General features: G+C 35.3%; 24 protein-coding genes and 1 pseudogene. 23 read left to right on the forward strand and 2 right to left on the reverse strand.

Translation table 11 applies throughout. The annotated features are described in order from the left end of the window. Positions 1-150 precede the first annotated feature (150 nt). The 23 genes and pseudogenes from AAGD50_RS03025 to AAGD50_RS03135 all read left to right on the forward strand — a co-directional run bounded on the left by AAGD50_RS03025 (position 151) and on the right by AAGD50_RS03135 (position 17,849). Positions 151-609 carry a Holliday junction resolvase gene (locus tag AAGD50_RS03025; RefSeq protein WP_341810117.1) on the forward strand — a complete coding sequence of 153 codons (459 nt, stop codon included), beginning with the start codon at positions 151-153 and terminating at the stop codon, positions 607-609. A 113-nt stretch (positions 610-722) separates the two neighbouring features. Next, positions 723-1,943, forward strand: coding sequence for a DNA modification methylase (locus tag AAGD50_RS03030; RefSeq protein ID WP_341810097.1), 1,221 nt, complete (start codon positions 723-725; stop codon positions 1,941-1,943). A 28-nt stretch (positions 1,944-1,971) separates the two neighbouring features. Further along, positions 1,972-2,457, forward strand: coding sequence for a hypothetical protein (locus AAGD50_RS03035; RefSeq protein WP_341810096.1), 486 nt, complete (start codon positions 1,972-1,974; stop codon positions 2,455-2,457). Between the two features lie 19 nt (positions 2,458-2,476). After that, entirely contained in the window at positions 2,477-3,961 is a 1,485-nt protein-coding gene (locus AAGD50_RS03040) for an ankyrin repeat domain-containing protein (protein ID WP_341810095.1), read from the forward strand. After that, positions 3,958-5,796 carry a phage terminase large subunit family protein gene (locus AAGD50_RS03045; protein ID WP_341810118.1) on the forward strand — a complete coding sequence of 613 codons (1,839 nt, stop codon included), beginning with the start codon at positions 3,958-3,960 and terminating at the stop codon, positions 5,794-5,796. The genes AAGD50_RS03040 and AAGD50_RS03045 overlap by 4 nt, the downstream gene beginning before the upstream one ends. Then, positions 5,786-6,010: a gpW family head-tail joining protein gene (locus tag AAGD50_RS03050; RefSeq protein ID WP_174516715.1), complete on the forward strand. Its 225-nt coding sequence runs from the start codon at positions 5,786-5,788 to the stop codon at positions 6,008-6,010. Before AAGD50_RS03045 ends, AAGD50_RS03050 begins: the two co-directional genes overlap by 11 nt. Further along, a complete protein-coding gene (locus tag AAGD50_RS03055) occupies positions 6,011-7,423 on the forward strand; it encodes a phage portal protein (protein ID WP_341810119.1) in 1,413 nt (470 codons plus the stop codon). It abuts the gene before it with no gap. A 14-nt stretch (positions 7,424-7,437) separates the two neighbouring features. After that, complete coding sequence (locus tag AAGD50_RS03060; RefSeq protein ID WP_341810120.1) at positions 7,438-8,517, forward strand: S49 family peptidase; 1,080 nt, start codon at positions 7,438-7,440, stop codon at positions 8,515-8,517. A gap of 46 nt (positions 8,518-8,563) precedes the next feature. Then, positions 8,564-8,935, forward strand: coding sequence for a head decoration protein (locus AAGD50_RS03065; RefSeq protein ID WP_262986461.1), 372 nt, complete (start codon positions 8,564-8,566; stop codon positions 8,933-8,935). Positions 8,936-8,971: 36 nt separating this feature from the next. Then, a complete protein-coding gene (locus AAGD50_RS03070; RefSeq protein ID WP_341810121.1) occupies positions 8,972-9,976 on the forward strand; it encodes a major capsid protein in 1,005 nt (334 codons plus the stop codon). An 83-nt stretch (positions 9,977-10,059) separates the two neighbouring features. Continuing rightward, positions 10,060-10,365: a hypothetical protein gene (locus tag AAGD50_RS03075; RefSeq protein WP_341810122.1), complete on the forward strand. Its 306-nt coding sequence runs from the start codon at positions 10,060-10,062 to the stop codon at positions 10,363-10,365. Between the two features lies 1 nt (position 10,366). Further along, on the forward strand, positions 10,367-10,858 hold the full coding sequence (locus AAGD50_RS03080; protein ID WP_341810123.1) for a phage tail protein: 492 nt from the start codon (positions 10,367-10,369) through the stop codon (positions 10,856-10,858). 9 nt (positions 10,859-10,867) lie between these two features. After that, on the forward strand, positions 10,868-11,350 hold the full coding sequence (locus AAGD50_RS03085; protein ID WP_341810124.1) for a hypothetical protein: 483 nt from the start codon (positions 10,868-10,870) through the stop codon (positions 11,348-11,350). Next, positions 11,337-11,801, forward strand: coding sequence for a phage baseplate assembly protein V (locus AAGD50_RS03090; protein WP_341810125.1), 465 nt, complete (start codon positions 11,337-11,339; stop codon positions 11,799-11,801). The genes AAGD50_RS03085 and AAGD50_RS03090 overlap by 14 nt, the downstream gene beginning before the upstream one ends. Then, a complete protein-coding gene (locus tag AAGD50_RS03095; RefSeq protein ID WP_265014515.1) occupies positions 11,798-12,058 on the forward strand; it encodes a PAAR domain-containing protein in 261 nt (86 codons plus the stop codon). The genes AAGD50_RS03090 and AAGD50_RS03095 overlap by 4 nt, the downstream gene beginning before the upstream one ends. Beyond that, the gene (locus AAGD50_RS03100; protein WP_341810126.1) at positions 12,055-12,390 is read left to right on the forward strand and encodes a GPW/gp25 family protein; all 336 of its coding nucleotides are present in this window, start codon (positions 12,055-12,057) and stop codon (positions 12,388-12,390) included. The genes AAGD50_RS03095 and AAGD50_RS03100 overlap by 4 nt, the downstream gene beginning before the upstream one ends. Before the next feature lie 2 nt (positions 12,391-12,392). Continuing rightward, a complete protein-coding gene (locus tag AAGD50_RS03105) occupies positions 12,393-13,184 on the forward strand; it encodes a baseplate J/gp47 family protein (RefSeq protein ID WP_341810127.1) in 792 nt (263 codons plus the stop codon). Further along, positions 13,184-14,343, forward strand: a pseudogene (locus AAGD50_RS03110) (phage tail protein). The gene AAGD50_RS03105 and the pseudogene AAGD50_RS03110 overlap by 1 nt, the downstream one beginning before the upstream one ends. A 168-nt stretch (positions 14,344-14,511) precedes the next feature. Beyond that, positions 14,512-15,216, forward strand: a complete 705-nt coding sequence (locus AAGD50_RS03115) for an ankyrin repeat domain-containing protein (RefSeq protein ID WP_341810128.1) — start codon at positions 14,512-14,514, stop codon at positions 15,214-15,216. Positions 15,217-15,254: 38 nt separating this feature from the next. Further along, positions 15,255-15,728, forward strand: a complete 474-nt coding sequence (locus tag AAGD50_RS03120; RefSeq protein WP_341810129.1) for an ankyrin repeat domain-containing protein — start codon at positions 15,255-15,257, stop codon at positions 15,726-15,728. A gap of 4 nt (positions 15,729-15,732) precedes the next feature. After that, positions 15,733-16,164 (forward strand): DUF2924 domain-containing protein, encoded by a 432-nt coding sequence (locus tag AAGD50_RS03125; protein ID WP_341810130.1) that lies wholly within the window; start codon positions 15,733-15,735, stop codon positions 16,162-16,164. A 10-nt stretch (positions 16,165-16,174) separates the two neighbouring features. Continuing rightward, positions 16,175-17,659: a recombinase family protein gene (locus tag AAGD50_RS03130; RefSeq protein WP_341810131.1), complete on the forward strand. Its 1,485-nt coding sequence runs from the start codon at positions 16,175-16,177 to the stop codon at positions 17,657-17,659. 58 nt (positions 17,660-17,717) lie between these two features. Beyond that, complete coding sequence (locus AAGD50_RS03135; RefSeq protein WP_264686477.1) at positions 17,718-17,849, forward strand: hypothetical protein; 132 nt, start codon at positions 17,718-17,720, stop codon at positions 17,847-17,849. Between the two features lie 18 nt (positions 17,850-17,867). Here AAGD50_RS03135 and AAGD50_RS03140 read toward each other — a convergent pair whose 3' ends face one another. Both AAGD50_RS03140 and AAGD50_RS03145 read right to left on the reverse strand, forming a co-directional pair. Then, a complete protein-coding gene (locus AAGD50_RS03140) occupies positions 17,868-19,838 on the reverse strand; it encodes an ankyrin repeat domain-containing protein (protein ID WP_341810132.1) in 1,971 nt (656 codons plus the stop codon). A 656-nt stretch (positions 19,839-20,494) separates the two neighbouring features. Beyond that, on the reverse strand, positions 20,495-22,705 hold the full coding sequence (locus AAGD50_RS03145) for a hypothetical protein (RefSeq protein WP_341810133.1): 2,211 nt from the start codon (positions 22,703-22,705) through the stop codon (positions 20,495-20,497). Between the last annotated feature and the right edge of the window lie 7 nt (positions 22,706-22,712).

A 22,712-nucleotide genomic window follows, 5' to 3' on the forward strand; every position in this document is an offset into this window, starting at 1 on the left:
TTGACCAATAATTATGCAAGGGCTGTTTACTGATTTTTAACCAAGTTTTTTCTAAAAAGTTTGCTTAAGAAGAAGATTTTTTGGACAAAAATTTTTCAAATCCTGAATATATATTATATAGCACTCTAGCGAAACAAATTCTGAATATAAATGTCAATCCTAACACTGGACCTTGGCAAGCAAACGGGCTGGGCAATTCTAACAGATGGAATAATTGAAAGTGGAAGCAAAGGCTTTCATGGTAGTCGTTTTAGCGGAGGTGGCATGTGCTTCTTGAATTTTCGTAATTGGCTTAACTCTTTGGAGCATAAGTTCGCTGCGGTTTATTTTGAAGAAGTAAGAAGACATCTAGGAACAGATGCAGCGCATTGCTATGGCGGTTTTCTCGCAGTTCTGTCTGCTTGGTGTGAAGAGAACAATATTCCCTACCAAGGTGTTAATGTTAAAACTATAAAACGCTTTATAGCAGGCAAAGGCAATGCAAGTAAGAGTGAAGTTATTGAAGCGATACGTGAAAAAAGTTTTTCACCTAGAGATGATAATGAGGCCGATGCTTTGGCATTAATGTTCTATATTAGTAAAGATATTAATAAGACGAAAAATCCATAAAAGTGGGTCCTTTCGGCCATACTGGCGGGTTTGGTGGTGCTAACCTCAGGCCTTTTCTAGTGTTAGACATATTTTGAATATTAACTTTTTAATTATTAAGAATTTAAACATATATGAATTTAGCAATCCACTACTATCCTACTCGAGATCTAGTCGAATATGAGCGTAACCCACGTAAAAATGATGACGTAGTAAATAGAATGTGTGCTTCTATTCGGGAGTTTGGTTTTCGTATACCAATAGTTGCAAAAAGCGATGGGACTGTGGTTGATGGCCATTTAAGACTTAAAGCAGCAAGAAAACTTGGTATGGAAAGTATACCAGTGGTCTTAAGTGATAATTTAAATGAACCACAAACTAAAGCTTTTCGATTACTTGCAAATCAATCAGCTAATTGGGCAAAGTGGGATGATGATCTTTTGAGAGTGGAAATTCAAGAGTTAGAAGATTTGCAGTTTGATCTTAAAATGACTGGATTTGAATTAGAAAAAGTTCAACATTTCCTTGATGATTTAGATAGTGAAAAAGAAGATCTTTCTGACTTAGTTGTTGATGACAAAAAAGTAGAAATAACAAAACCAGCTGATCTATGGATTTTAGGTGATCATCGAATCTATTGTGGTGATAGCTCTATAGTTGAATCATATAAAGCGCTGTTAGATGATAAAATGGCAGATATTACTGTGTGTGATCCTCCATATAATGTTGATTATGGTAGCAGTCAGGAGAGAGAAGATAAAAAAATATTAAATGATAATCAAGGTGAAAAGTACGAACTTTTTCTCTACGACATCTGTTCCAATATTTTAGCATATACGAAAGGTGCAATTTACATCTGCATATCATCATCAGAGTTTTCAACGTTGCAAAAAGTATTTGAAGAAGCAGGTGGTCGTTGGTCAACATTTATCATTTGGGCAAAGAATCATTTTACACTAGGCAGATCAGATTATCAAAGACAATACGAAGCAATGCTTTATGGATGGAAAAGCGGCAATAAACGTGAGTGGCATGGAGGTAGAAATCAAAGTGATCTGTGGTTTTATGATAAGCCAACACATAATACACTACATCCAACGATGAAGCCAGTAGAGCTAATGGAGAAAGCAATAGTTAATAGCAGCAGACCTGGAGATATCGTACTTGATCCATTTAGCGGCTCTGGAAGTACACTGATTGCATGTGAGAGAACAGGAAGAATTTGCAGAACAATAGAACTAGATTCAAAATTTGTAGATGTCACCATAAAACGTTGGCAAATATACACAGGTAGGGAGGCAATTCTTTCTGGTACTGGTAAAACTTTTGCAGAAATTCAAGAAGAAAATTCGTAAAAAGGAGCAAAAAGAGAGGAGGAAAAGAGTGGAAAAAATCACGCAGACGGAATGGGCAAGAGAGATCGGAGTATCAAAGCAATACGTCTGTTATTTAGTAAAAAAAGGAATAGTTGAGTTGGAGGATGGTTTGATCAATAGAGAACAAGCAAATGAAGCGGTAGCAGCAATAAGAGATCTAAGTCAGCCACTGAGGAGGAAAAATCCAGAAAACGAAAATACAAGTAACCTTTCCACAATGTTGCTAAAAACGCGAATAAAAAATGAGATGGAACGTGGCAAATTGCTTGAGGCGAAAGCTAAGGCTGAGATTGGTGAACTTGTAGCAGTAGAGGAAGTAAAGCGCGATGCATTTAATGTAGCAAGAGTTGTCCGTAATAATTTGCTTAATATTCCAAATAGAGTTTCAGCACTGCTTGCCTCACTGAGCGACACTGAAAAGATTCATAAGACGCTAACCGAAGAGATTACAAACTCATTACAAGAATTATCTAATACTAAATTTCAAATATAAAAAAGATTTTGAATATAAAATGGCTGATAACTTAAGTTTAGAGTTAATAAAGTGTCTCATTAATCAACCTGGATTAGATGTAAATGTTAGAGGATTAAACGGAAAAACCCCACTACATTGCGCTATAGAGTTTGATGAATTAAGTATGGTGGATTTGTTACTCACGAAGAAGAACATTAATCCTTTTGTGGAAGATAATGAAGGTAAAACATCTCTTGATTACGCCAAAGAAGAGAAAAAAGCAGAAATATTGAAAGCGTTAATTAGTAACAAATACGGGTCAGAACAAGATAGTTTACTTCATTTAGCTGCAATGATAGGTGAAGTTAATGCAGTCAGATATTTGATAGGAAAAGGTATTGACGTTAATGTACGAAATGCTCTGCATCATACGCCATTACATCTAGCAGCAGGAATAGGACATGCAGAAGTTGTAAAGATTTTGATAAGAGAAGGAAAAGCTGAAATAGATGTCTTTGATGCGCGAAATCAGACACCAATGCACTATGCAGTTAATAACAAAAAATTGGAAATAGTAAAGTTACTGCTGAAGCTAGGAGCAGATGTAAATAGTGCACGCATAGGACAAAACTCAATGAAATTGTCACCTGTGCATATAGCTGTAAGTAATACTAATTACGATGAAAGAGACTTATGTCTTGATATCCTCAAATGCTTAATAAAGGAGCCTAATGCTCAAGTCAATTTACAAGATTACGAAAATAAAACGCCACTACATTACGCTGAAAGACTTAAAACAATAGAGGTTTTACTAACACGAGAAGATATAGACCCTCTGGTAAAAGACGATAGCGGCAAGACACCATTTGATTACGCTAAACCTGAGATAAAGAAGGCTTTGATGAGTAATAAATACGGTTCTGAAAAGAATAGTCTACTCCATTTAGCTGCACAAAGAGGAGAAATTGAGATTGTAGAGTCTATCTTAAAAGAAGAAATTGATATTGATATTTCAAACAATAAAGGTCTATCACCGATTTACCTTGCTGCAGAAAAAGGACATTTACATGTAGTAAAATTACTACTGAAAAAAGGAGCAAACTATACACCTGTTTTGCACTTAGCAATCAAATCAAATAATTTGGAGTTACTTAAAGTTTTATTTACTGAAAAAAATGGGTCATTGCTCTGCAGAGATACCGTTGTTAATTTTCCAACCCTTCATAATAAATATATAGCACAGAGAGAAATAGCAGATAAAAGGATGAAAAAACATAATAATATTATCTGCATCTGTATTACAGTTAGCGCAGTAGTAATGGCAGCATATATAGGTTTAACAGCAGCAACAATAAGCAGTGCAATCATTTTTGCAACAATAACAGGGGTATTTGCGCTTGTTATAGCAATAATGATAAGTGAGATGAGCAAAAGATATATAGAAAACGAATTTCAGAAAAAGATGTTTATGGAACTGGAGGAGTGTAGTTCTACTGTTAATGATGTCGAGATAGAACCAATTACGAGTAGATGCAGACAATGATATACGCCACATCTTTTTCTGAAGGTTTAAAACCAGATCCAGAGCTTAAAGTATCAGAGTGGGCAAATGAATATCGAGTTTTAGCAGCAACTGCAGCATCAGAGCCAGGTAAATGGAGAACAGAGAGAACACCATATCTTAAAGAAATCATGGATTCACTATCTCCGTCTTCACCTGCAGAAAAAGTAGTATTCATGAAAGGAGCGCAGATTGGGGGAACAGAAGCTGGCAACAATTGGATTGGCTATATTATCGATCAAACACCAGGTCCAATGTTAGTTGTGCAGCCAACAGTCGAAATGGGAAAACGTTGGTCGAAGGGAAGATTTGCACCGTTGATAGAGAGTACACCATGTTTAAAGAGTAAAGTAAAAGACCCAAGATCAAGAGACTCAGGCAATACTGTACAAAGTAAGGAGTTTCCAGGTGGAATAGTAGTAATAACTGGAGCGAATAGCAGTGTAGGACTTAGATCCATGCCAGTAAAATATCTCTTTCTTGATGAAATAGATGCCTACCCAGGAGATTCAGGAGGAGAAGGAGATCCAGTACTGCTTAGTATTGCTCGAACTAATACATTTGCACAGCGAAAGATTTTTTTAGTATCAACACCAACAATTCATGGAATAAGCAGAATTGAGAAAGAATTTGAAGCAACAGATAAGAGATATTTTTTTGTTCCCTGTCCGCATTGTAATTACTATCAAGTTCTAAAATGGTCACAAATAAAATGGGAAAACAATGACTCAAGAACAGCACATTATGTCTGCACTGAATGTAGCGGCAAAATAGAAAATCATCAAAAGACAGAGATGCTTGAGCGTGGAGAATGGAGGCCTACTAATAGAGTAAAAGGTGAGAAAAAAGGATTTCATCTTTCAAGCCTTTATAGTCCAGTTGGCTGGTATAGTTGGACTCAAGCAGTAGAAGATTTTCTTTATGCAAAAGAAAGTGAACAATTACTAAAAGTATGGATAAATACTACGCTTGGAGAAACCTGGGTAGACAAAGGAGAAGTACCAGACTGGAAACAATTATTTAACAGGAGAGAATTTTTTCAGATTGGCACAGTACCTAGGAGAGAAGTGGTACTTACTGCAGGAGTAGATGTCCAAAAAGATCGTCTAGAGGTGGAAGTTGTAGCCTGGGGAAAAAGCCGTGAAAGTTGGTCAATAGACTACCGAGTATTTGAAGGAGATACAGGAGGTGGAGAAGTATGGGGAAAACTTTCGGAGCTTCTGAGTCATCATTTTATCGGTGAAAATGGGCTTGAATATATGATAAGCATGATGGCGGTAGATGCTGGATATGCAACGCAAGAAGTATATAACTGGGTAAGAGGTCATCAAGGATCTGGAAGAGTAATGGCAGTGAAAGGTGTAAACAAAGCGCTAGTACCACTTAGCAGTCCAAGCAGAGTAGATATAACAGTTGGTGGTCAAAAGCTGAAAAGAGGAATAAAGCTCTGGCCAGTAGGAGTATCGATATTAAAGTCAGAGCTTTTTCAATTACTTAATATTTTGAAAGAAGAAGAGGGAAAAGCTCTACCTGGATATTGTCATTTTCCTGAGTATGCACCTGAATATTTTAAGCAACTAACGGCAGAGCAATTAGTCAGTAAAGTAGTGAAAGGATATACCAAACAAGAGTGGCAGAAGGTAAGAGAAAGAAATGAAGTATTAGACTGTAGGATTTATGCAAGAGCTGCATCTATTGCGCTTGGAATCGATCGTTGGCCAGAGAGTAAATGGAATAGTTTAAGTGAAAAACCAGAAAGTAAAAAGCCTAAAAAAGTAAGACAGAGTAAGTGGCTTGGTAATCAAAATGTACAGTGAAAAATATTTAACTCAAGTTGAGAAAGCAATTCAAAAACTGCAAAGCGGAGAAAGAGTTGTCTCAATTGCATATGGTGACCATGTTGTGCGGTACGGGGAAGTTCAAATAAAGGATTTATTGGAGCTCAGGCAACGAATAAAAGCGGGGTTAAAAGTTGCAGGCATGAGGCCAAAGAGGAAAATTGTTTTTTCAACGAGTAAAGGAATTTTATAAATGCTGCTAAAAACCTTCAAGCAATTATTTAACAAACAAAAGATAAAAAGCTCAGCGTGGGATGCAGCAGGCTCAGGAAGAAGATTTTTTCACTTTCAACCAGAGTTAGGAAGTATAAACAATTTGCTGTCTCAAAACCTTGAAACTTTACGTAGTAGATCACGTGATATGGTGAGAAAAAACCCATATGCAGCAAATATCATTGATACAATAGTAAGTAACTCGATTGGAACAGGAATAAAACCACAATCAAAAGCAAGGGATGGAGAATTTCGAAAGAAGGTGCAAGAATTATGGCTAAAATGGACAGATGAAGCAGACAGTAGCGGAGTAAGTGATTTTTATGGATTACAAGCTCTAGTATGCAGAAGTATGATAGAGGGAGGAGAATGTTTTGTACGTTTAAGAACGAGAAAGCTGGAAGATAGATTTTCTGTACCATTACAACTGCAAGTACTTGAGTCTGAACATTTAGATAATAAAACAAATCAAACTTTAGGAAATGGTAATGTAATAAGAAACGGGATTGAGTTTAACAGGCTTGGGCAAAGAGAGGCATATTACTTATTTAGAGAACATCCAGGAGAAGGCTCATTTGGAGAATCAGTGAGAGTACCAGCAAATGATGTTTTACATATTTATAGACCATTAAGACCTGGGCAAATCAGAGGGGAGCCTTGGCTTTCTAATATACTGCTGAAGCTTTATGAGCTTGATCAATATGATGATGCAGAATTAGTGAGAAAAAAGACAGCAGCAATGTTTGCTGGATTTATTACGAGACTCGATCCAGAAGCAAATATCATGGGAGAAGGTGAAGCAAGTGAGCAAGGAGTAGCACTATCTGGCCTGGAACCTGGAACAATGCAGCTTTTAGACCCAGGAGAAGACATAAAATTTTCAGAGCCATCAGATGTTGGAGGAAGTTATGAAGCATTCATGAGACAGCAACTGAGGGCAATAGCAATAGGTACAGGAATAACATATGAGCAGCTAACAGGAGATTTAACCGGTGTTAATTACTCATCAATCAGAGCTGGATTAATAGAGTTTCGTCGTCGATGCGCTATGCTGCAACATAACATTATGGTATTCCAATTTTGCAGACCAGTATGGAATAGATGGCTAGAGTTAGCAGTACTTTGTGGAGAACTCTGTATAGATGAAAAAGTAGTAAAAGCAGCGAAAGAAGAAGTAAAATGGATACCACAGGGATTTGATTGGGTGGATCCACTGAAAGACCAGCAAGCACAGCAAATGGCAGTAAGAAATGGCTTCAAAAGTCGATCGGAGGTAGTATCAGAAATGGGTTACGATGTAGAAGAAATTGACCAAGAAATAGCAGAAGATCAAAAGCGTGCTGATTCTCTCAACCTTTTCTTTGATTCTGATGTCAGGACACAAACAAAATAAGTCTCGTTTACTTTATGGAAATTTTACAAACCAACTGGCTATGTAGGTCGATGATGATAGAGCAAAAAAGCTTTGACCTGTTGTCACTATATAACGGAAAACAACCTATCTTGAAAAATATAAAACATGCAGTAAATCAGAATATAGAAAAAACAGCAGTAATAGCAATACATGGAATTTTGACCAAAAAACCAGGGGCTTTTGACGATTTTCTGGGAATGACATCATATGAGAAAATTCAAGAAGAAATAGAAGAAGCATTATCAAACAAAGATATAGAAACTATTCTGCTTGATATAGATAGCTCCGGAGGAGAGGTAAACGGTATATTTGACCTATCTGACTTTATTTATGAATCAAGAGCAAAAAAGAGGATAATAGCGATAGCAAATGATGATGCATACTCTGCTGCATATGCTATAGCCTCTAGCGCTGAGAAGGTATTTGTGAGCAGAACTTCTGGTGTTGGCAGTATAGGAGTAATAGCAAGTCATATAGATCAAAGTGGGTTTGATGAAAAATGTGGAATAAAATACACAACTATTTTTACAGGCAAGAGAAAGAATGATTTAAATCCACATGAGCCTATTAACTCTGAAGGTTTAAAAAGTTTGAGAGAGGAAATAGATCGTTTATATGAGATGTTCGTCCAGCTAATAGCACGGAATCGAAATCTTTCTATAGAAGCAATCAAATCAACGGAAGCAGGGCTATATTTTGGGGAGAAAGCAGTAGAAATAGGCCTTGCAGACGGAATGACAATTCTTTCATCTATTAATAAAAACAGGAGTATTACTATGAATGAACAAACTACAACTGACCTAGAAACTGATAATTTAACTAATAAAATCAAAAATGACAGTTATCATGCTGAAGTTCTTGAATTAATACGTTTATGCAACTTATCACGAATGCCAGAGAAAATAGGAGAATTTATAGAGCAGAATGTTAGCAGCAAACAAGCACAAGAAATATTAATGTCGATACTTGCAGAACGAACAATGAAGACTGAAATTTTAAGCACATTACCACAGAATTCGTCAGAAGATTTAATGATGCAGGTAGCAAGAAGTCGTGCACAATCTGGCATTTAGAATATTCATAGTATAACAAGAGTAAAAAATAAAGGGGAAAAGCAGAATGAGTACTATAACAGAACAAAATAACCTTGGGGATCTTCTGAAATACGAAGTTTCAAATCTATATTCAAGAGACCAAATAACAGTAGCTAAAGGTCAAAATCTTAAGCTTGGTGCAGTAGTTGCCAAAAAGACGGAAGATGGTTTTATTAGAGTCCTTAATCCCACTGGAACAGACGGCACACAAACAGCAATAGGTGCAATAGTAAGTGATGTAAATGCGACAGAAAATGCCAAAGCAGTAATTATTACTCGTGGTGCAATACTAGCAGATCATGCAGTTGTGTGGCCAGCAAATATCACTGAAGAACAGAAAGCTGAAGCAATAAAGCAACTTGAAGCACGAGGGATCATTATCCGCAAGGGAGCTTAAAAAAACTATTAAAAACACAAAAGGGGAAAATAAAAAATGCAAAATCCATTTACAAATACAGCATTTAGCATGACGGCACTAACAAATGCGATGAATATATTGCCGATAAATTATGGACGAGTTGAAAATCTAAATTTGTTTCCAAGTAGGTCAGTAAGATTTAGACATATTACAATAGAAGAACATAATGGAGTTTTAAGTCTACTACCAACTCAGTTACCCGGAGCGCCAGCAACAGTAGGAAAAAGAGGAAAAAGAAAGGTAAGAACATTTACGATTCCGCACATTCCGCATGATGATGTAGTGCTGCCAGAAGAAGTACAGGGAATAAGAGCATTTGGATCAGAAAGTGAACTTAAAGCGCTGGCAGATGTAATAACCGATCATTTGCAATTGATGAGAAACAAACATGCAATAACATTAGAGCATTTGCGAATGGGAGCGCTAAAAGGAATAATTTTAGATGCTGATGGGTCAGAATTATTAAATCTGTACAACGAATTTGAAATCACACCAAAAGTAGTAAATTTTGCACTAGGAACTGCAACAACTGATGTAAAGCGTAAGTGTATGGAAGTACTCCGGCATATAGAAGATAATCTAAGTGGTGAATATATGACCGGAATTCATGCCTTGGTAAGCCCTGAGTTTTTTGATGCACTAACTTCGCATAGTAAAGTGAAAGAAGCATACGAGAGATGGCAAGAAGGAGCAGCGCTAAGGAATGATATGAGATCAGGATTTACGTTTTGTGGAATCACGTTTGAGGAATATAGAGGGCAAGCAACTGATCCTGAAGGAACCGTAAGAAGGTTTATAGAAAGAGATACAGGACACTGTTTTCCACTAGGAACAGCAAGCACATTTACAACATATTTTGCACCAGCAGATTTTAATGAAACAGTAAATACTCTTGGACAGCCACTATATGCAAAACAAGAGCCAAGAAGATTTGATAGAGGGACTGATTTGCATACGCAGTCAAACCCTCTGCCGATGTGTCACCGTCCAGCGATACTAGTCAAGATCGTTGCAACATAGGTAGAGCAAATATAAAGCGGTGTGAGGCAGAAGAATGCTTTACCTCTTCTTAGCATATAAATGTTAGTATATAGCGGAGAAACGTGCAAGAGAATATAAAGAGATTATTTAAAGATTGTTTTGCCCATTTAGGAGAAGTGGCTTTATATAAATCAAAGGATAAGTCATACATGGTACAAGTATTAAAGCAACAGCCAGATAAATTATACGAGATTGGTGAAGGACAATTTGTGGAAGAAACTTTAGCGTTAGAAGTAAGTGCGTTTGATGTGTTAAAGCCAATAGTAGGAGATGTTTTTGTTATAGGTGATCGAAGATATAAAGTACACTCACCGCCACTTAGAGACAAGTCTGGAATAACGTGGAAAATAAAAGCGTCTGGGGTGTAAAATGTCTATTCATATAGAAGTTGAGGTAATAGAAAGTGTAAATGCTAAAAGAGGAAAAATAGAATTAGCAATGGTAAAGGCACTAAACAAAACGGCATTATGGTTAAAAGCGCAAGCAGCTAAGGAAATCAGTGAGGAAAAGAAGATAAAATTAAGTTTGATAAGAAAGAGATTAAGAATTTTTAAGGCGAAAACTAGCAGATTAGAAGTGTTAATTAGAGCAAATCTCTATGACATTAGAGCATCGGCAATTGGCAAAATACAAAAAACAAGAAGAGGATCGAAAGTAGGAAAGCATGAGTTTATAGGAGGATTTGCAGCAGTTATGCCAAAAGGAAATAGCGGTATTTTTAAGCGTGAAGGAAGAACAGCATTACCAATAAAGGAAGTTAAATTGTCACTGAAACCAGAGGCTTCAAGGATAATAGAAAATCTTGTTAATTATGAAGTTGAAAAGGTATTTGAAAAATATTTTATACATTACATGAGTTAAATTATATGCATGACAAAGTTCTGGAAAGATTTACATGATAAAATTTGTACCACGCTGAAGAGAGAAATACCAGCAATACAGACGTGCGAAATTTATCCAACAATAAGGAAAGAATTGATAGCACCGGCAGTATTTGTGGAACTTAGTGGCTTTGAAAAAGGACATGATCCAGGAACAGAAGAATTAGCGTTGAGAGCAAAATTTGAAGCACGAATTGTAGTTGATGGAACAGTCGAGGATTCCTCGGTAGTTGTAAGGTCATTAGCAGCAGAAGTAGCAAGAGTAGTAAATAAAAATACTTGGAACGTAAAGAATATTTCTCCTGCTGAATTTCTCTCTGCAGAGCCTGATGGATTTAGACCCGAATTAGATGCATATTTGGTGTGGATGGTTGATTGGAGTCATCAGCTTCATTTAGGTAAATCAGTATGGGAAGAGGGGAAAATTAAGCCACATAAAATAGCAGTAGGAGAAATGCATGTTGGAAAATAATTTTGCCATTGCAGAGTTACAGAGAAAAGTAGCGAATATCATTCGTATAGGAGTTGTAAAAGAAATAGATTATGAAAAAGCAAAAGTAAGAGTGAAAATAGGAGAATTTATAACAGATTGGTTGCCGTGGATAACGAGTAAAGCAGGAAAAGATAGAGATTGGTCTCCACCAGATATCGATGAACAGGTTATGGTATTTTCTCCTCTTGGTGAACTATCATTAGGAGTGGTATTAGGAGGAATATATCAGGAAAAATACTCTGCACCAGAGAATAAAAAAGAAATAAATAGTATGAAGTTTCAAGATGGAACAAGATTGTTATATGATAAGGGAAAACATCATTTAGAGATTGAAGTAGTAGACAAAATAACACTGAAAGCTGGGGAATCGAGCATAGAAATGACAAAAAGTGGAATAAAACTGAAAGCAAAAAGGATCGACTTAAATTGAACAAAGGAATAGTGAGGTTAGGAGACTACTGTGGAGAAGCTATACCACATTTCTGCATTAGCGGAAGTAATAATGTTTTTGTAAACGGTAAGTCAATATGTAGACAAGGAGACAGTTTTAGTGAAGGAAAAGTAATGATTCAAGGATCAAAAACAGTGTTTGCAAATGGTCTTGGTATAGGAAGAGTAGAAGATATAGTTTCATGTGGGTTTAAAGTAATTAGAGGGAGTTCTGATGTTTTTACAGAGCCAGTATGAAGGGAATGAGCAAAGAAACAGGTAAAGAACTAGAGGGTTTAGAACACTTAAAGCAATCAATAATTGATATACTGACCACTCCTGTTAACAGTAGGATCATGAGAAGGGATTATGGGTCGAGATTATTTGAGTTAGTGGATAAGCCAATAAATAGAGATTTAACTTTGGAAATCTATGCAGCAACAGCAGAAGCACTGGAAAAATGGGAAAAGAGATTTAAGTTAGAAAAAGTAAAGATTGCTGAAGCTAAAGAAGGAAAAATGACTCTTGTGCTTGAAGTTATGTATCTTTCAGAAGGCAAATTCATAGGTATTAGTGGAATAGTTGTTTAGAAATGCAGACATCTAATATTATTGAAAAACTAAGCTATGAGGAAATCTTTTCCAGAATGAAGGAGGAGTTAGTGTGTAGAGATGAAACCTTTTCAGCGTTAGTAGAATCCGATCCAGCGATAAAGATTCTGGAGGTAGCAGCCTGGCGAGAACTTTTGCTCAGACAAAGGATGAACGAAGCAGTAAAGAGTAATTTACTGAAATTTGCAAGGGGAGAAGATCTTGATAATTTGGCTGAATTTTATGGAGTAGAGAGAGAAAAAGAAGAAGAGGATGAAAGATTTAGAAAGAGGGTAAAAGCAAAAATAGCAGGTTGGTCAACAGGAGGAAGTAAGGAATATTATAAATATCATGCACTGTCAGCAGATAGTAGAGTAAAAGATGCACTAGTAGAATCACCTATACCAGGGAAAGTACAGATCTCGATTTTATCAACACAATTATCCACACTGCCAGAAGAGCTACTTGAAGTTGTAAGAAAGCAAGTTACTAGAGATGATATAAGGGTTTTAACAGATACAGTAACAGTGATAGGTTGCAATATTACGGAAATAGATATTCACAGCAGAATGAGTATAAGTCCTATAATATCAAAGGAGGAAATCAAGAAGCAGTTTATTGAGAAGTTTGAAGCAAATAGAAGGCTGGGATGGAGTGTGACAAGATTATGGATAATAGCGAATCTATTTGTAGATGGTGTAGAAAATGTGGAATTAATCGAGCCAAAAGAAGATGTTGTAGTGCTAGGAAATGAATGTGCAAATTTGCGAAATTTAAAGATTGAGTTGAATTAATGTTACTGCCACCAAATGCAACAAAACAGGAAAAAGCGCTAGTAGATGCGATAGATTATAAAGTAGATCCAAGCTATATTAGAGGATTTAGATTTAGATTGGAAGAAGAAACATTGCCGTGGATAATAGAAGAATATGGTTTAGAAGAAATACTACGCTGGGTAAAAGATAGAAGAAAAGCAGTAGTAGAAGGAGTAAAATTTCAAAGACTGCGAGGAACACCTAAATCACTTAAAATAGCACTCAAGTGGGCAAATATAGAAGACATTACAATCATCGAAGAACCACCCGGTAAACACTTTTTTGAGTTGCAAGTAGGGATAAAAGAGGTAGCAAATGACTTCTTCGTAGATGCAGTAGTAGAGCTGGCAAAACTATCACTGCCTGTAAGATCCAGATTGATGAGGATTTTTAACGATAATTATAATGTGCAGAGATTTATATTGGATGAGAGTTTATTTGGAGATCTTCTTTCTGATTATTCAGGGGTAAAAATAGAAAAAGATGGACCAGTGTTATCATTTGGAAGAGTAAATTTTTCAGGTCTAGTGGTCCAGTTATTAGGATTATAGAAAACTATCTACGCGATCATTATGAACGAGCTTTAAGCAATGATATATATCGCCTAGATGTAGCAATCCTTGGAGAAACCGAGCCTCACACAAGGGATTATAAAGGCATCTATGAAAGAGATCATTTGTGGTACAACTTAAAAGCGCTATATCCGCTACCACAGAGCTTATTACCGGCAATTAAGTTTGCGAAAGCGCAAGTTATATTATCGGACAGTTGGAACTTAGGAGAAACAAATGCGTGCTTTCCGGTTGGTAGCATAGAAGAAGAAGGAAATAAATTTGTATTGGGAAACGATAAACTTTCAGGGCAACGTTGGAATTTAAAACACAAGCCAATTTTAGAAAGATTCAGCATTATACATGATTACAAAGTAGAAAATTACACCGATCAGAAGATCATAAGATACGGTTTAGCAGAACACAACGTTTACTATAAAAACAACTTAGATTCAGAGCAAAAAGACTCAATACACGAATTAGAAAAGCACATTTTAGTATTTTACCTTGGAGTACTGAAGTGGCACGAACATAGACATTTGCACAGAAGTTGGAAAAATAGTCAAGCAATATGTGTAATAAGTTAAATACTTATATTTAGATCCTCATATATTATATGAATAATAGGTTAAAATATATGAAATAAAAAGAAAAGGACTTGCTTTCTCATGCTAAAAAGGACATGACTTGAATAGCAGCAGGTAAATATAAGAAATTTATCTGACGCTAGAAAAGCTAATTTTGTGAGGTATGAAATGAGTTTTAGCAAGAGTAAGTTTTTTAAAGAAGTATCAAGTAACGGGTTTAAAAACATTAATAAAAGAAATGAAGAAGGAGAGACGATCTTGCATCAAGCAGTAGAAATCTCTGATTACAAAACAGTGAGATTATTAATAAAAAAAGGGGCAGAGGTTAATGCAAGAGATAAAAATGGTTATACGCCACTACACTGTGCAGTATTTGCGAAAAGCTTAGAAAATGTAAAAGTGCTGCTAAGGTCGGGAGCAGAAGTAAATGCCACTCAATATGTCACTGGATGTACGCCACTCCACTCTGCATGCAAAATAGGAGGAGTTGAAATAATAAAAGAGCTAGTAAAAGCAGGAGCTGAGGTTAATCAACTGAATAAATATGGTGCAACGCCAATGTATTACATCTGGGAAAGTGAAAAGTATCGTCTATGTGATAGCAAAGAGAGTGAAAAGGCAAGTAAATTTTTAAGAGAAAAAGGTGGAGTAACAAAAAGTAGAGAACTGACCTGCTATGGAATAGAGAGGCTAGTGGGAGAAATAGCAGACATGTTGAATGGGAGTTATTTACCAGAGTTAAAAATAATAGAGATAGAAGAAATAAGGAAGAGAGACAAATCGCTAATAAAGAAAGAATGTCAAAATTTAGCAAGCAAAATAATGAACCAAGTGAACGAAATGATAGATGAGGTAGCGAAAAGGAATGCTTAAAAGAGGGATTTAAATTTAAAGAAAAGGTGAGGTGGATTATGTTAAAGCTTGGCAAATTTAATAAGTCAGCAAAAGAATTATTAGAGAACTCATTTAAAAGTATTTATGCAAGAGACGAAAAGGAAAGAACAGCTCTGCATTATGCAGTAGAAGCAAAAACAGTGAAGTTATTAGTCGAAAAAGGAGCGAATGTGAATGCAGCAGATATAGGAGGATATACAGCACTGCACCTAGCGGTAACGGAGAAACGTCTAGAAATCGTGAGGGAATTGATAAAATCAGGAGCAGATGTAAATGCTGAGGAATATGGAAATAAATGCATACCTCTACACCTTGCGTGCATGGTAGGTGAAAAAGAAATAGTGGAGGAGCTAGTGAAAGCTGGAGGAGAAATAGAGCAAGCGGATAAATTTGGAATGACAGCGATGGATTATGCGAAAAATAGCAAAAAGATAACCGAGGTATTAAAGAAAGAAACAGACAGAATTGAAAAGTTATTTATGAAAGGCTAAAAATATGGAGGAAGAAATAGAAAAGAAAGTAATGAATTTAGAGAAAAAACCTTTGGGTGAACTGAGAAAAATATGGAAGAAGGTATATGGGGAAGAGGCGCCTAGATACTCAAAGAAATATCTGATACCGAGATTAGCTTATAGAATGCAGGAGGAAGCGTATGGAAAAATGTCAAGAAAAGGAGCAAAAAGACTAGAGTATCTAGCAGATCGACTAGAGAAGGGAAAAAGAATAAGTAGTGACAAACTGCCAGTAGAAGGAACAGAATTAATACTAGAGAGAGGAGAAGAGACGCATGCGGTAATGGTAACAGACAAGGGTTTAATCTACAGAGAAGGATTTTATACGTCATTATCAGCAGTGGCGGGGAAAATAATGGGAATGAGCTACAACGGACCTTTATTATTTGGAATGCGTGATAAAAATGGGAGCTGAAGAGGAGAAAATGCTAAAAGAAGTAAGGTGTGCGATATATACAAGAAAATCAAATGAGGATGGACTAGAACAAAAGTTTAACAGTCTTGATGCGCAACGAGTAGCATGTGAAAAATATATAAAAAGCCGAGAAGGATGGGTAGCATTGGCAAAAAGGTACGATGATGGAGGTTTCTCAGGAAAAAATTTAGAAAGACCAGCGATAAAGGAGTTATTTGAAGACGTGAAAGGAGGAGAAGTAGATTGTGTGGTAGTATATACGCTAGATAGGCTCTCGAGAGAAACAAAAGACAGCATAGAGGTAACATCATTTTTTAGAAGGCACCGAGTAAATTTTGTAGCAGTAACACAGATATTTGACAATAATACGCCAATGGGAAAGTTCGTACAAACAGTGTTATCAGGAGCAGCACAGCTAGAAAGAGAAATGATTGTAGAGAGAGTAAAAAATAAAATAGCAACATCAAAGGAGCAGGGATTGTGGATGGGAGGAACTTTGCCGCTTGGGTATGATGTGAAAGATAAGGAATTAATAATAAATGAGAAAGAAGCGAAAATAGTAGGGCACATATTTGAAAGATATTTGGAGCTGAAGTCAATTGCAGAACTGGCAAGGGAGTTAAATAGAGAAGGTTACAGAACAAAATCAGATATCTTTAAAAAGGCGACGGTGAGAAGAATAATAACAAATCCGATATATATGGGAAAGATAAGACATTATGAGAAAGAGTATGAGGGAAAGCATGAAGCAATAATAAAAGAGGAAAAATGGCAAAAAGCGCAGGAATTGATAAAGAATCAACCATATAGAAAGGCGAAATACGAGGAAGCATTGCTAAAGGGAATAATTAAGTGCAAGAGCTGTAATGCAAATATGACGCTGACGTACGCAAAAAAAGAGAATAAAAGGTATAGATATTACGTATGCAATAATCATTTAAGGGGAAAAAGTTGTGAATCAGAAAACCGAAATGTAATAGCAGGAGAAGTAGAAAAAGAAGTAATGAAGAGAGCTGAGCGCCTGTATGAAAATTGGGAAGAAAAAGTGGAAGAGTGGAAAAATTTAAGCTTTGGAAAACAGAAAGAAGCAGTGAAAAAGTTAATAAAAGCAGTATTGGTGAGAGAGGATGGAATAGAGGTGTATTCTGAATCGGAGGAAAAATTTATATCAATAAAGAAGAAAGGAAATAAATGCACAGTAGTAGAGCCAGAGGGGAAAACAAACAATGCATTACTGAAAGCAGTGGTAAGAGCCCATCTGTGGAAACGGCAACTAGAAGAGAGAAAATACGAAAGTGTGAAAGAGCTGAGTGCCAAAATTAATATAGGTACAAGACGTATACAGCAAATTTTGAGATTGAACTATTTAGCACCAAAGATTAAAGAAGACATAGTAAATGGGAGGCAGCCAAGGAGTTTGAAGTTAGCTAACTTGAGGGAAATACCGATGCTGTGGAGTGAGCAATTGGAGAAATTCTACGGTCTTGATTTATAAAAGCAACAGAAAAGGGCCATGCCAAAAGATGTTGAGATTGATATAGAAAAGTAAATCAATGTTACAGAATCAATTATATGAAAATATCAATATAAACAATGAAGATTCTAGCATACTGGATGCAACAGTGGTAGAAAATGATCCAAAATCTATAAATTATAGAAGTTTATATTTAAATAATAATCTTTAACTTTTTTGGCAAATTAATCTACCTAGAAACTTCTCTCCTAGGATCAGGAGTCCTTCTTAACTCTTCACGTTCTGTCCATTTGTTGTTAGACTCGCTTATTACTTCAGGACGAATTAATCCACCAGATCTAGCAAAAACACCTCGGTCTATGGCTTCAATAACTGATAAACCTCCCAATAAGCAATTTTGCCCTATTTTTTCATAATTTTCTATTCCTTCATTGCAATCTTCTATTTCATCGAGTAGAAGTAGGCCTTCTTCACTCACCTCTACTTTTATCCAATTTTCATTTTTCTCATCAGGATATAACCTAACTTCTAATTCTCCTAAACTAGTATAGAAAGTTAATACTATACTGCTACCTTCTGTAAGATCTGTGTAATTCCTTATGCCATCTTCAATTTTAATTTCTACTTCACTTTTACCGATTTTTACTATATTTCTTCCACACTTTACATCTCCATCGGTTAGACCTAAATCCCTTACCCCATCTGTTATCTTTATAATGTCTATTTTACTATCTTTAGAATATTCTAAGTAAAAAACGGAGTTGTCTACTCTTGCATCTTTTAGCTCGCTATTGGTTGCACTTTTTGCGATTTCAATAAATTTATGAGAATTGCTAATATAATCTCTATAAGCTTTTTTTAGGTTAGTTTTATGCTCTTTAAATTCTGATGTCAGTGTGTTAGCATCAACTGTATTACCAAACACTGCCCCTTTTGATACTAATTGACATATTATACTACTAGCAACTTTAGGATTTTTTTCCAACTCACTGATTTTTTTCATCACATAATCGGTAAAAGTGTACTCATTACCTGAAAAGAAATCTTGTGAAAGAGAATAGTTTAATCGTACACCAGACTTTATAGCATCGTTTACAATCTTTTCAAGTTCAACCATGTTTTGAGCATAAAATACCTTATCAAAAAAAGACTTATGCAGCTCTTCCTTCTGCTGTAAAGTTAATTTAACAAGTAGAGTGCTGATCTGTTCTTTCTTTTTGCTAGGATAATCAATATTTACACGATAATCTAATGCTCCCATCTTTAGCAAGATCTTTTTTGCTTCTTTCATACCATCTTCATTGTCCCAACAACCATCAAGATGTGAAAACAATTCTGATTCACCTCTTGCGTTACGAATGTTCAGTACCACTTTTAAATCTAAGTCTCCTTCATGCTTACTTAAAAACTTCTTTAAATTTTTAGTGTAGTCTAAATCAAATCTATCTAAGTTATACAATTCTCTCATCAACTCTTTCTGTTTATCAGTTAAAAAGAACACTTCAATGTCGTAGCGATGATTATTAACTGCTATTTGTTGCGGAGTTCTTCCTTTTCTATCTACTATACTAGGGTTAGCACCTTTAGAGAGAAGAGAGTCTATGCTATATCCATACCCTATAGCAACAGCAAGGTGTAATGGTGTCTTTCCTGCATTATTCTTTATATTAGGATCTGAACCTGCATCTAAAAGTAGATCTATAGCACGATTTCCTAGGGGACAGACCTCATCAATCTTTGCTCCTGCAATCGCATGTAGTACTGTTGACTCAGATGTTCCTCTTTTGAGATTAAGAATTACTTTTAAATCTTTATTATTTTTATTATCATGTAAAAACTTCTTAAGAGATTCAGTATTATCAAATGAGCTATAGTAAGAAGTTAAACATTCTAGGGTTTTGAATAACTCTTCATTTAATTTCTTTTGATTTGGAGTGAGATCATACTCAAGAGCAGACCAAATACAAACCTGTTCTCTTAGTGCAAGTTTGCTATCTATTAAAGATGATGGTTCATTATAGTTTCTAACTGATGGTAAATCTCCTGAGTACCACATATCATTCATCAGTTCATTTAATAAATGCTCTTTAGATGATAAATGTTCTATAATGGATTCATATTCAAAATCAGATGGTTCTGGTTTGGATTTTGGTTTTAGTAGATTGATGATAGATTTTACTATCCCGTTAGATTCACCCATACTTACCCCTTAAGCTAAGATACATAATATATTGTATGCAATATGTAACATTAAATCAACAACCATAATCTTTTTACTACTTATGTTGTTAAGCTTTTGTTAAGTTTTTATGGTGAGTAACAATGGAGTATGTAGATAGGTTAAAAGTTGCTTATGACTCCAAATTTGAGCTAATTTTACTATAAATTAACATGGTTAAGACCTATATTTGATATCACTACTATAAGAGCATGATGGATTATGCTTTAAAGGAGTGCAAAAACTGCTGAAGCTTATACAGTAACCTGCGGAGCCACTTCAGCAGAATAAACAAACACATGCCAGTATTAGTAGAGAATTATTTATAAGTCAACTAACTTTTTCAAAAATATTTTAGCAAGAACATCAGTGTTGTGAAAAAAAGTTCAAAACCTTCCAGCCTTGGTAACTATTTACACAATACATACTTTTAGCTCTTAGCTATCTAAGGAATTCACTGGAGATTGATTACTATAAATGTAATTCATATTATGCTTAGTAATAAATGTATCGGAAAACGAACTTTTAACAGCACTCCATGTACTCGTATCAGGATCATTTTGTTTTCCTTCTATAACTTTGTCACAAAACTTCTCGACAGCATAACCTACTTAAGATGACTATTTCTTAAGACTAGATCACTGATTAACTGCTCGAGATAGACCTGCTTGTTGAACATAAGGTTGTTGGAGACTACCTGGCTGTTGACCAAAAGCAACCACAGAGCTATGTCTTACATCTACCTCTACAAACTCATTACCAATTTTTATAAGGGAACCTTCATCTGTTGCACCTTTATTAAAAACAGCATATATCAGTTTCACTTTGCCAGCATCAGTAATTACCTTATACGTTTCACCTTCTTTATATCTTTTCAACTGGTCCTTAGCATCTTTTTCTTTTTTATCCAATTCTCCTTTCTTAGCAAATTTTAGCTCTATTCCAACTGGGGGGTATTCTTTTTTTTGATCAGTAGCATTTATAACCAACATAACATCCAACTTCTCTCCACCACCTATTTGAAATTCAGTAATAACTTTTATATTATCTTCTCCGTAGCTACTAAATAAACCATGCAATACAGCTTGAAATGTAGCCTCATTGCTTATTAATGATTTGAAAGGATGTAGTATATGAGAAATTTCTTCAAATAGTTTTTTGTAATCATCATATTTACCAGATTCTATAGCTTTGCTCAAAGCTGCTTTAAATTTTTTATTTTCCACAATTCGAGTAAAATTACCTTGTAAAATTTCTTTACCTCTTTTGTATTTGTCCAATGAGTCATACGTATTTACTGTAATTCCCTTATTCTTATTACAGTACTGATCAAATGGATTCTTATTACTAGGTGTACTGTATAAGTTACAGGTTATTTCTTGTATCTTTATGTCATTGACGTTTTGAATTCCCCTAATATTTTCAATAGGAATTCCTTTATTATCTGGCACTCTCAATGCAAATTCATTTTTTTCATTTATGTTGAGTATAAGCACCTTCTTACCTAAAGTTAGCACTATAGTTGTAACACAATCCTCAATACTTTCTTTTGCTGCTTCTGGGCGTTTCTGTGATCCAGTAACCATTTTATCATTTTGATCATAAATAAAAATATGTTTACCTAACTTTTCACGCTTAATAATATTAGAAATAAGTACTAGCTGACCTAAGATCATTCTGCTGACATAATTAATATTATCACTTCCACCATTGCTCCAAACAATTCCATAGTAAAGATACTCTAGCTGTGTTCTTATCACCTCAGCATTCGCTGCTTCAGTGCCAAGTAACTTTTCTATTACAGAATTACCTTTTCTGTTCAAGAATTGCTGTGCAAAAAGTAAATATTTAGGATGGTGGTTCATTTCAAAATTTAACCCTACACAAACTGCTTTATTAGCTGTAGTAACCATTCTAATGGAGTTGAAAAAGTAGCCTTTAACATAATCTTGCGCTTGCTCTATTGCTTTTTGTGCTGTACTCTTTTCATCTGTTTTTGCTTTAAGCTCAATAATCATGGGAATAGAGCTTAGCGACTTATCAGAACCACGTACAAGTAAAATAATGTCTGCATAACCTTTTCCAGCAAATAATTCGAGATAAAGTTTTAGGTGAAAACGATATTTAAAATTCATTAAGAATCCCGCTAAAAAGCCATGGTAACTTGATTCTTTACCTTCAAATTGTTTTTTAACTCCTTTATCACCTTTATATTCATTGTAGACATCAGTAATATATTTCAGCACTTTTTCAGTTGTATTCATTACCTGCTCATGGCTTTTATTTGCTAACCCTCCAATTAAATCTTTTAAGTTTTCTTTTTTGCTTTTTATTAAAGTAAATTTTTTTGCCTGTTCTGAATCATAAGGACCTACTTTAGGATTTTCCGTCACGTCACAAGCAACCTTTCTTTCCTTTTCAATTGTTATACTATATATAGTTTCTCTGAGATTTTCATATCTTGAATGTATATTTGCCAATTCTTCTGGATCAAATTTTGGTTTATGATTCTTTTTATCGGATACTGCAATATAGATTAATTTTTCACTTATTGCCTTAGAATCTTCAGTTAATACAGCTAGCTTTAAAGTACCATGATCATCAAAACGAAAGTGAATTTCCTTAACCTTAACATCTTCAAAGTCAGCAAGATCTGAATCCAACAAAGTGGCAAAAGCGCCAAAGAAGAAACTAGGGAAAAAGCCTTCCTTTCCAACTGAGTGTAAGAAAGAAGGAGACTGATCAATAAATGACTGAAACCTTTTTTGAAAATCTAAAAACTCTTCCCTTGATGTATTTTCTATCAATAGAAGCTGCACCAATTCAAGTGGCTTTGTAATATTTGGCATATAATCT

It is taken from the genome of Wolbachia endosymbiont (group A) of Apotomis capreana, from assembly GCF_964027025.1.
GTDB lineage: Bacteria > Pseudomonadota > Alphaproteobacteria > Rickettsiales > Anaplasmataceae > Wolbachia > Wolbachia pipientis.

Excerpts from the sequence above, each read along its gene's own strand:
- AAGD50_RS03085 (WP_341810124.1), top strand. The coding sequence starts at position 10,868 with ATGACAAAGTTCTGGAAAGATTTACATGATAAAATTTGTACCACGCTG.
- AAGD50_RS03145 (WP_341810133.1), bottom strand. The coding sequence starts at position 22,705 with ATGCCAAATATTACAAAGCCACTTGAATTGGTGCAGCTTCTATTGATA.
- AAGD50_RS03040 (WP_341810095.1), top strand. The coding sequence starts at position 2,477 with ATGGCTGATAACTTAAGTTTAGAGTTAATAAAGTGTCTCATTAATCAA.
- AAGD50_RS03045 (WP_341810118.1), top strand. The coding sequence starts at position 3,958 with ATGATATACGCCACATCTTTTTCTGAAGGTTTAAAACCAGATCCAGAG.
- AAGD50_RS03060 (WP_341810120.1), top strand. The coding sequence starts at position 7,438 with ATGGAAATTTTACAAACCAACTGGCTATGTAGGTCGATGATGATAGAG.
- AAGD50_RS03055 (WP_341810119.1), top strand. The coding sequence starts at position 6,011 with ATGCTGCTAAAAACCTTCAAGCAATTATTTAACAAACAAAAGATAAAA.
- AAGD50_RS03125 (WP_341810130.1), top strand. The coding sequence starts at position 15,733 with ATGGAGGAAGAAATAGAAAAGAAAGTAATGAATTTAGAGAAAAAACCT.
- AAGD50_RS03100 (WP_341810126.1), top strand. The coding sequence starts at position 12,055 with ATGAAGGGAATGAGCAAAGAAACAGGTAAAGAACTAGAGGGTTTAGAA.
- AAGD50_RS03105 (WP_341810127.1), top strand. The coding sequence starts at position 12,393 with ATGCAGACATCTAATATTATTGAAAAACTAAGCTATGAGGAAATCTTT.
- AAGD50_RS03130 (WP_341810131.1), top strand. The coding sequence starts at position 16,175 with ATGCTAAAAGAAGTAAGGTGTGCGATATATACAAGAAAATCAAATGAG.
- AAGD50_RS03140 (WP_341810132.1), bottom strand. The coding sequence starts at position 19,838 with ATGGGTGAATCTAACGGGATAGTAAAATCTATCATCAATCTACTAAAA.
- AAGD50_RS03070 (WP_341810121.1), top strand. The coding sequence starts at position 8,972 with ATGCAAAATCCATTTACAAATACAGCATTTAGCATGACGGCACTAACA.
- AAGD50_RS03080 (WP_341810123.1), top strand. The coding sequence starts at position 10,367 with ATGTCTATTCATATAGAAGTTGAGGTAATAGAAAGTGTAAATGCTAAA.
- AAGD50_RS03025 (WP_341810117.1), top strand. The coding sequence starts at position 151 with ATGTCAATCCTAACACTGGACCTTGGCAAGCAAACGGGCTGGGCAATT.
- AAGD50_RS03050 (WP_174516715.1), top strand. The coding sequence starts at position 5,786 with ATGTACAGTGAAAAATATTTAACTCAAGTTGAGAAAGCAATTCAAAAA.
- AAGD50_RS03065 (WP_262986461.1), top strand. The coding sequence starts at position 8,564 with ATGAGTACTATAACAGAACAAAATAACCTTGGGGATCTTCTGAAATAC.
- AAGD50_RS03090 (WP_341810125.1), top strand. The coding sequence starts at position 11,337 with ATGTTGGAAAATAATTTTGCCATTGCAGAGTTACAGAGAAAAGTAGCG.
- AAGD50_RS03120 (WP_341810129.1), top strand. The coding sequence starts at position 15,255 with ATGTTAAAGCTTGGCAAATTTAATAAGTCAGCAAAAGAATTATTAGAG.
- AAGD50_RS03115 (WP_341810128.1), top strand. The coding sequence starts at position 14,512 with ATGAGTTTTAGCAAGAGTAAGTTTTTTAAAGAAGTATCAAGTAACGGG.
- AAGD50_RS03030 (WP_341810097.1), top strand. The coding sequence starts at position 723 with ATGAATTTAGCAATCCACTACTATCCTACTCGAGATCTAGTCGAATAT.
- AAGD50_RS03135 (WP_264686477.1), top strand. The coding sequence starts at position 17,718 with ATGTTACAGAATCAATTATATGAAAATATCAATATAAACAATGAAGAT.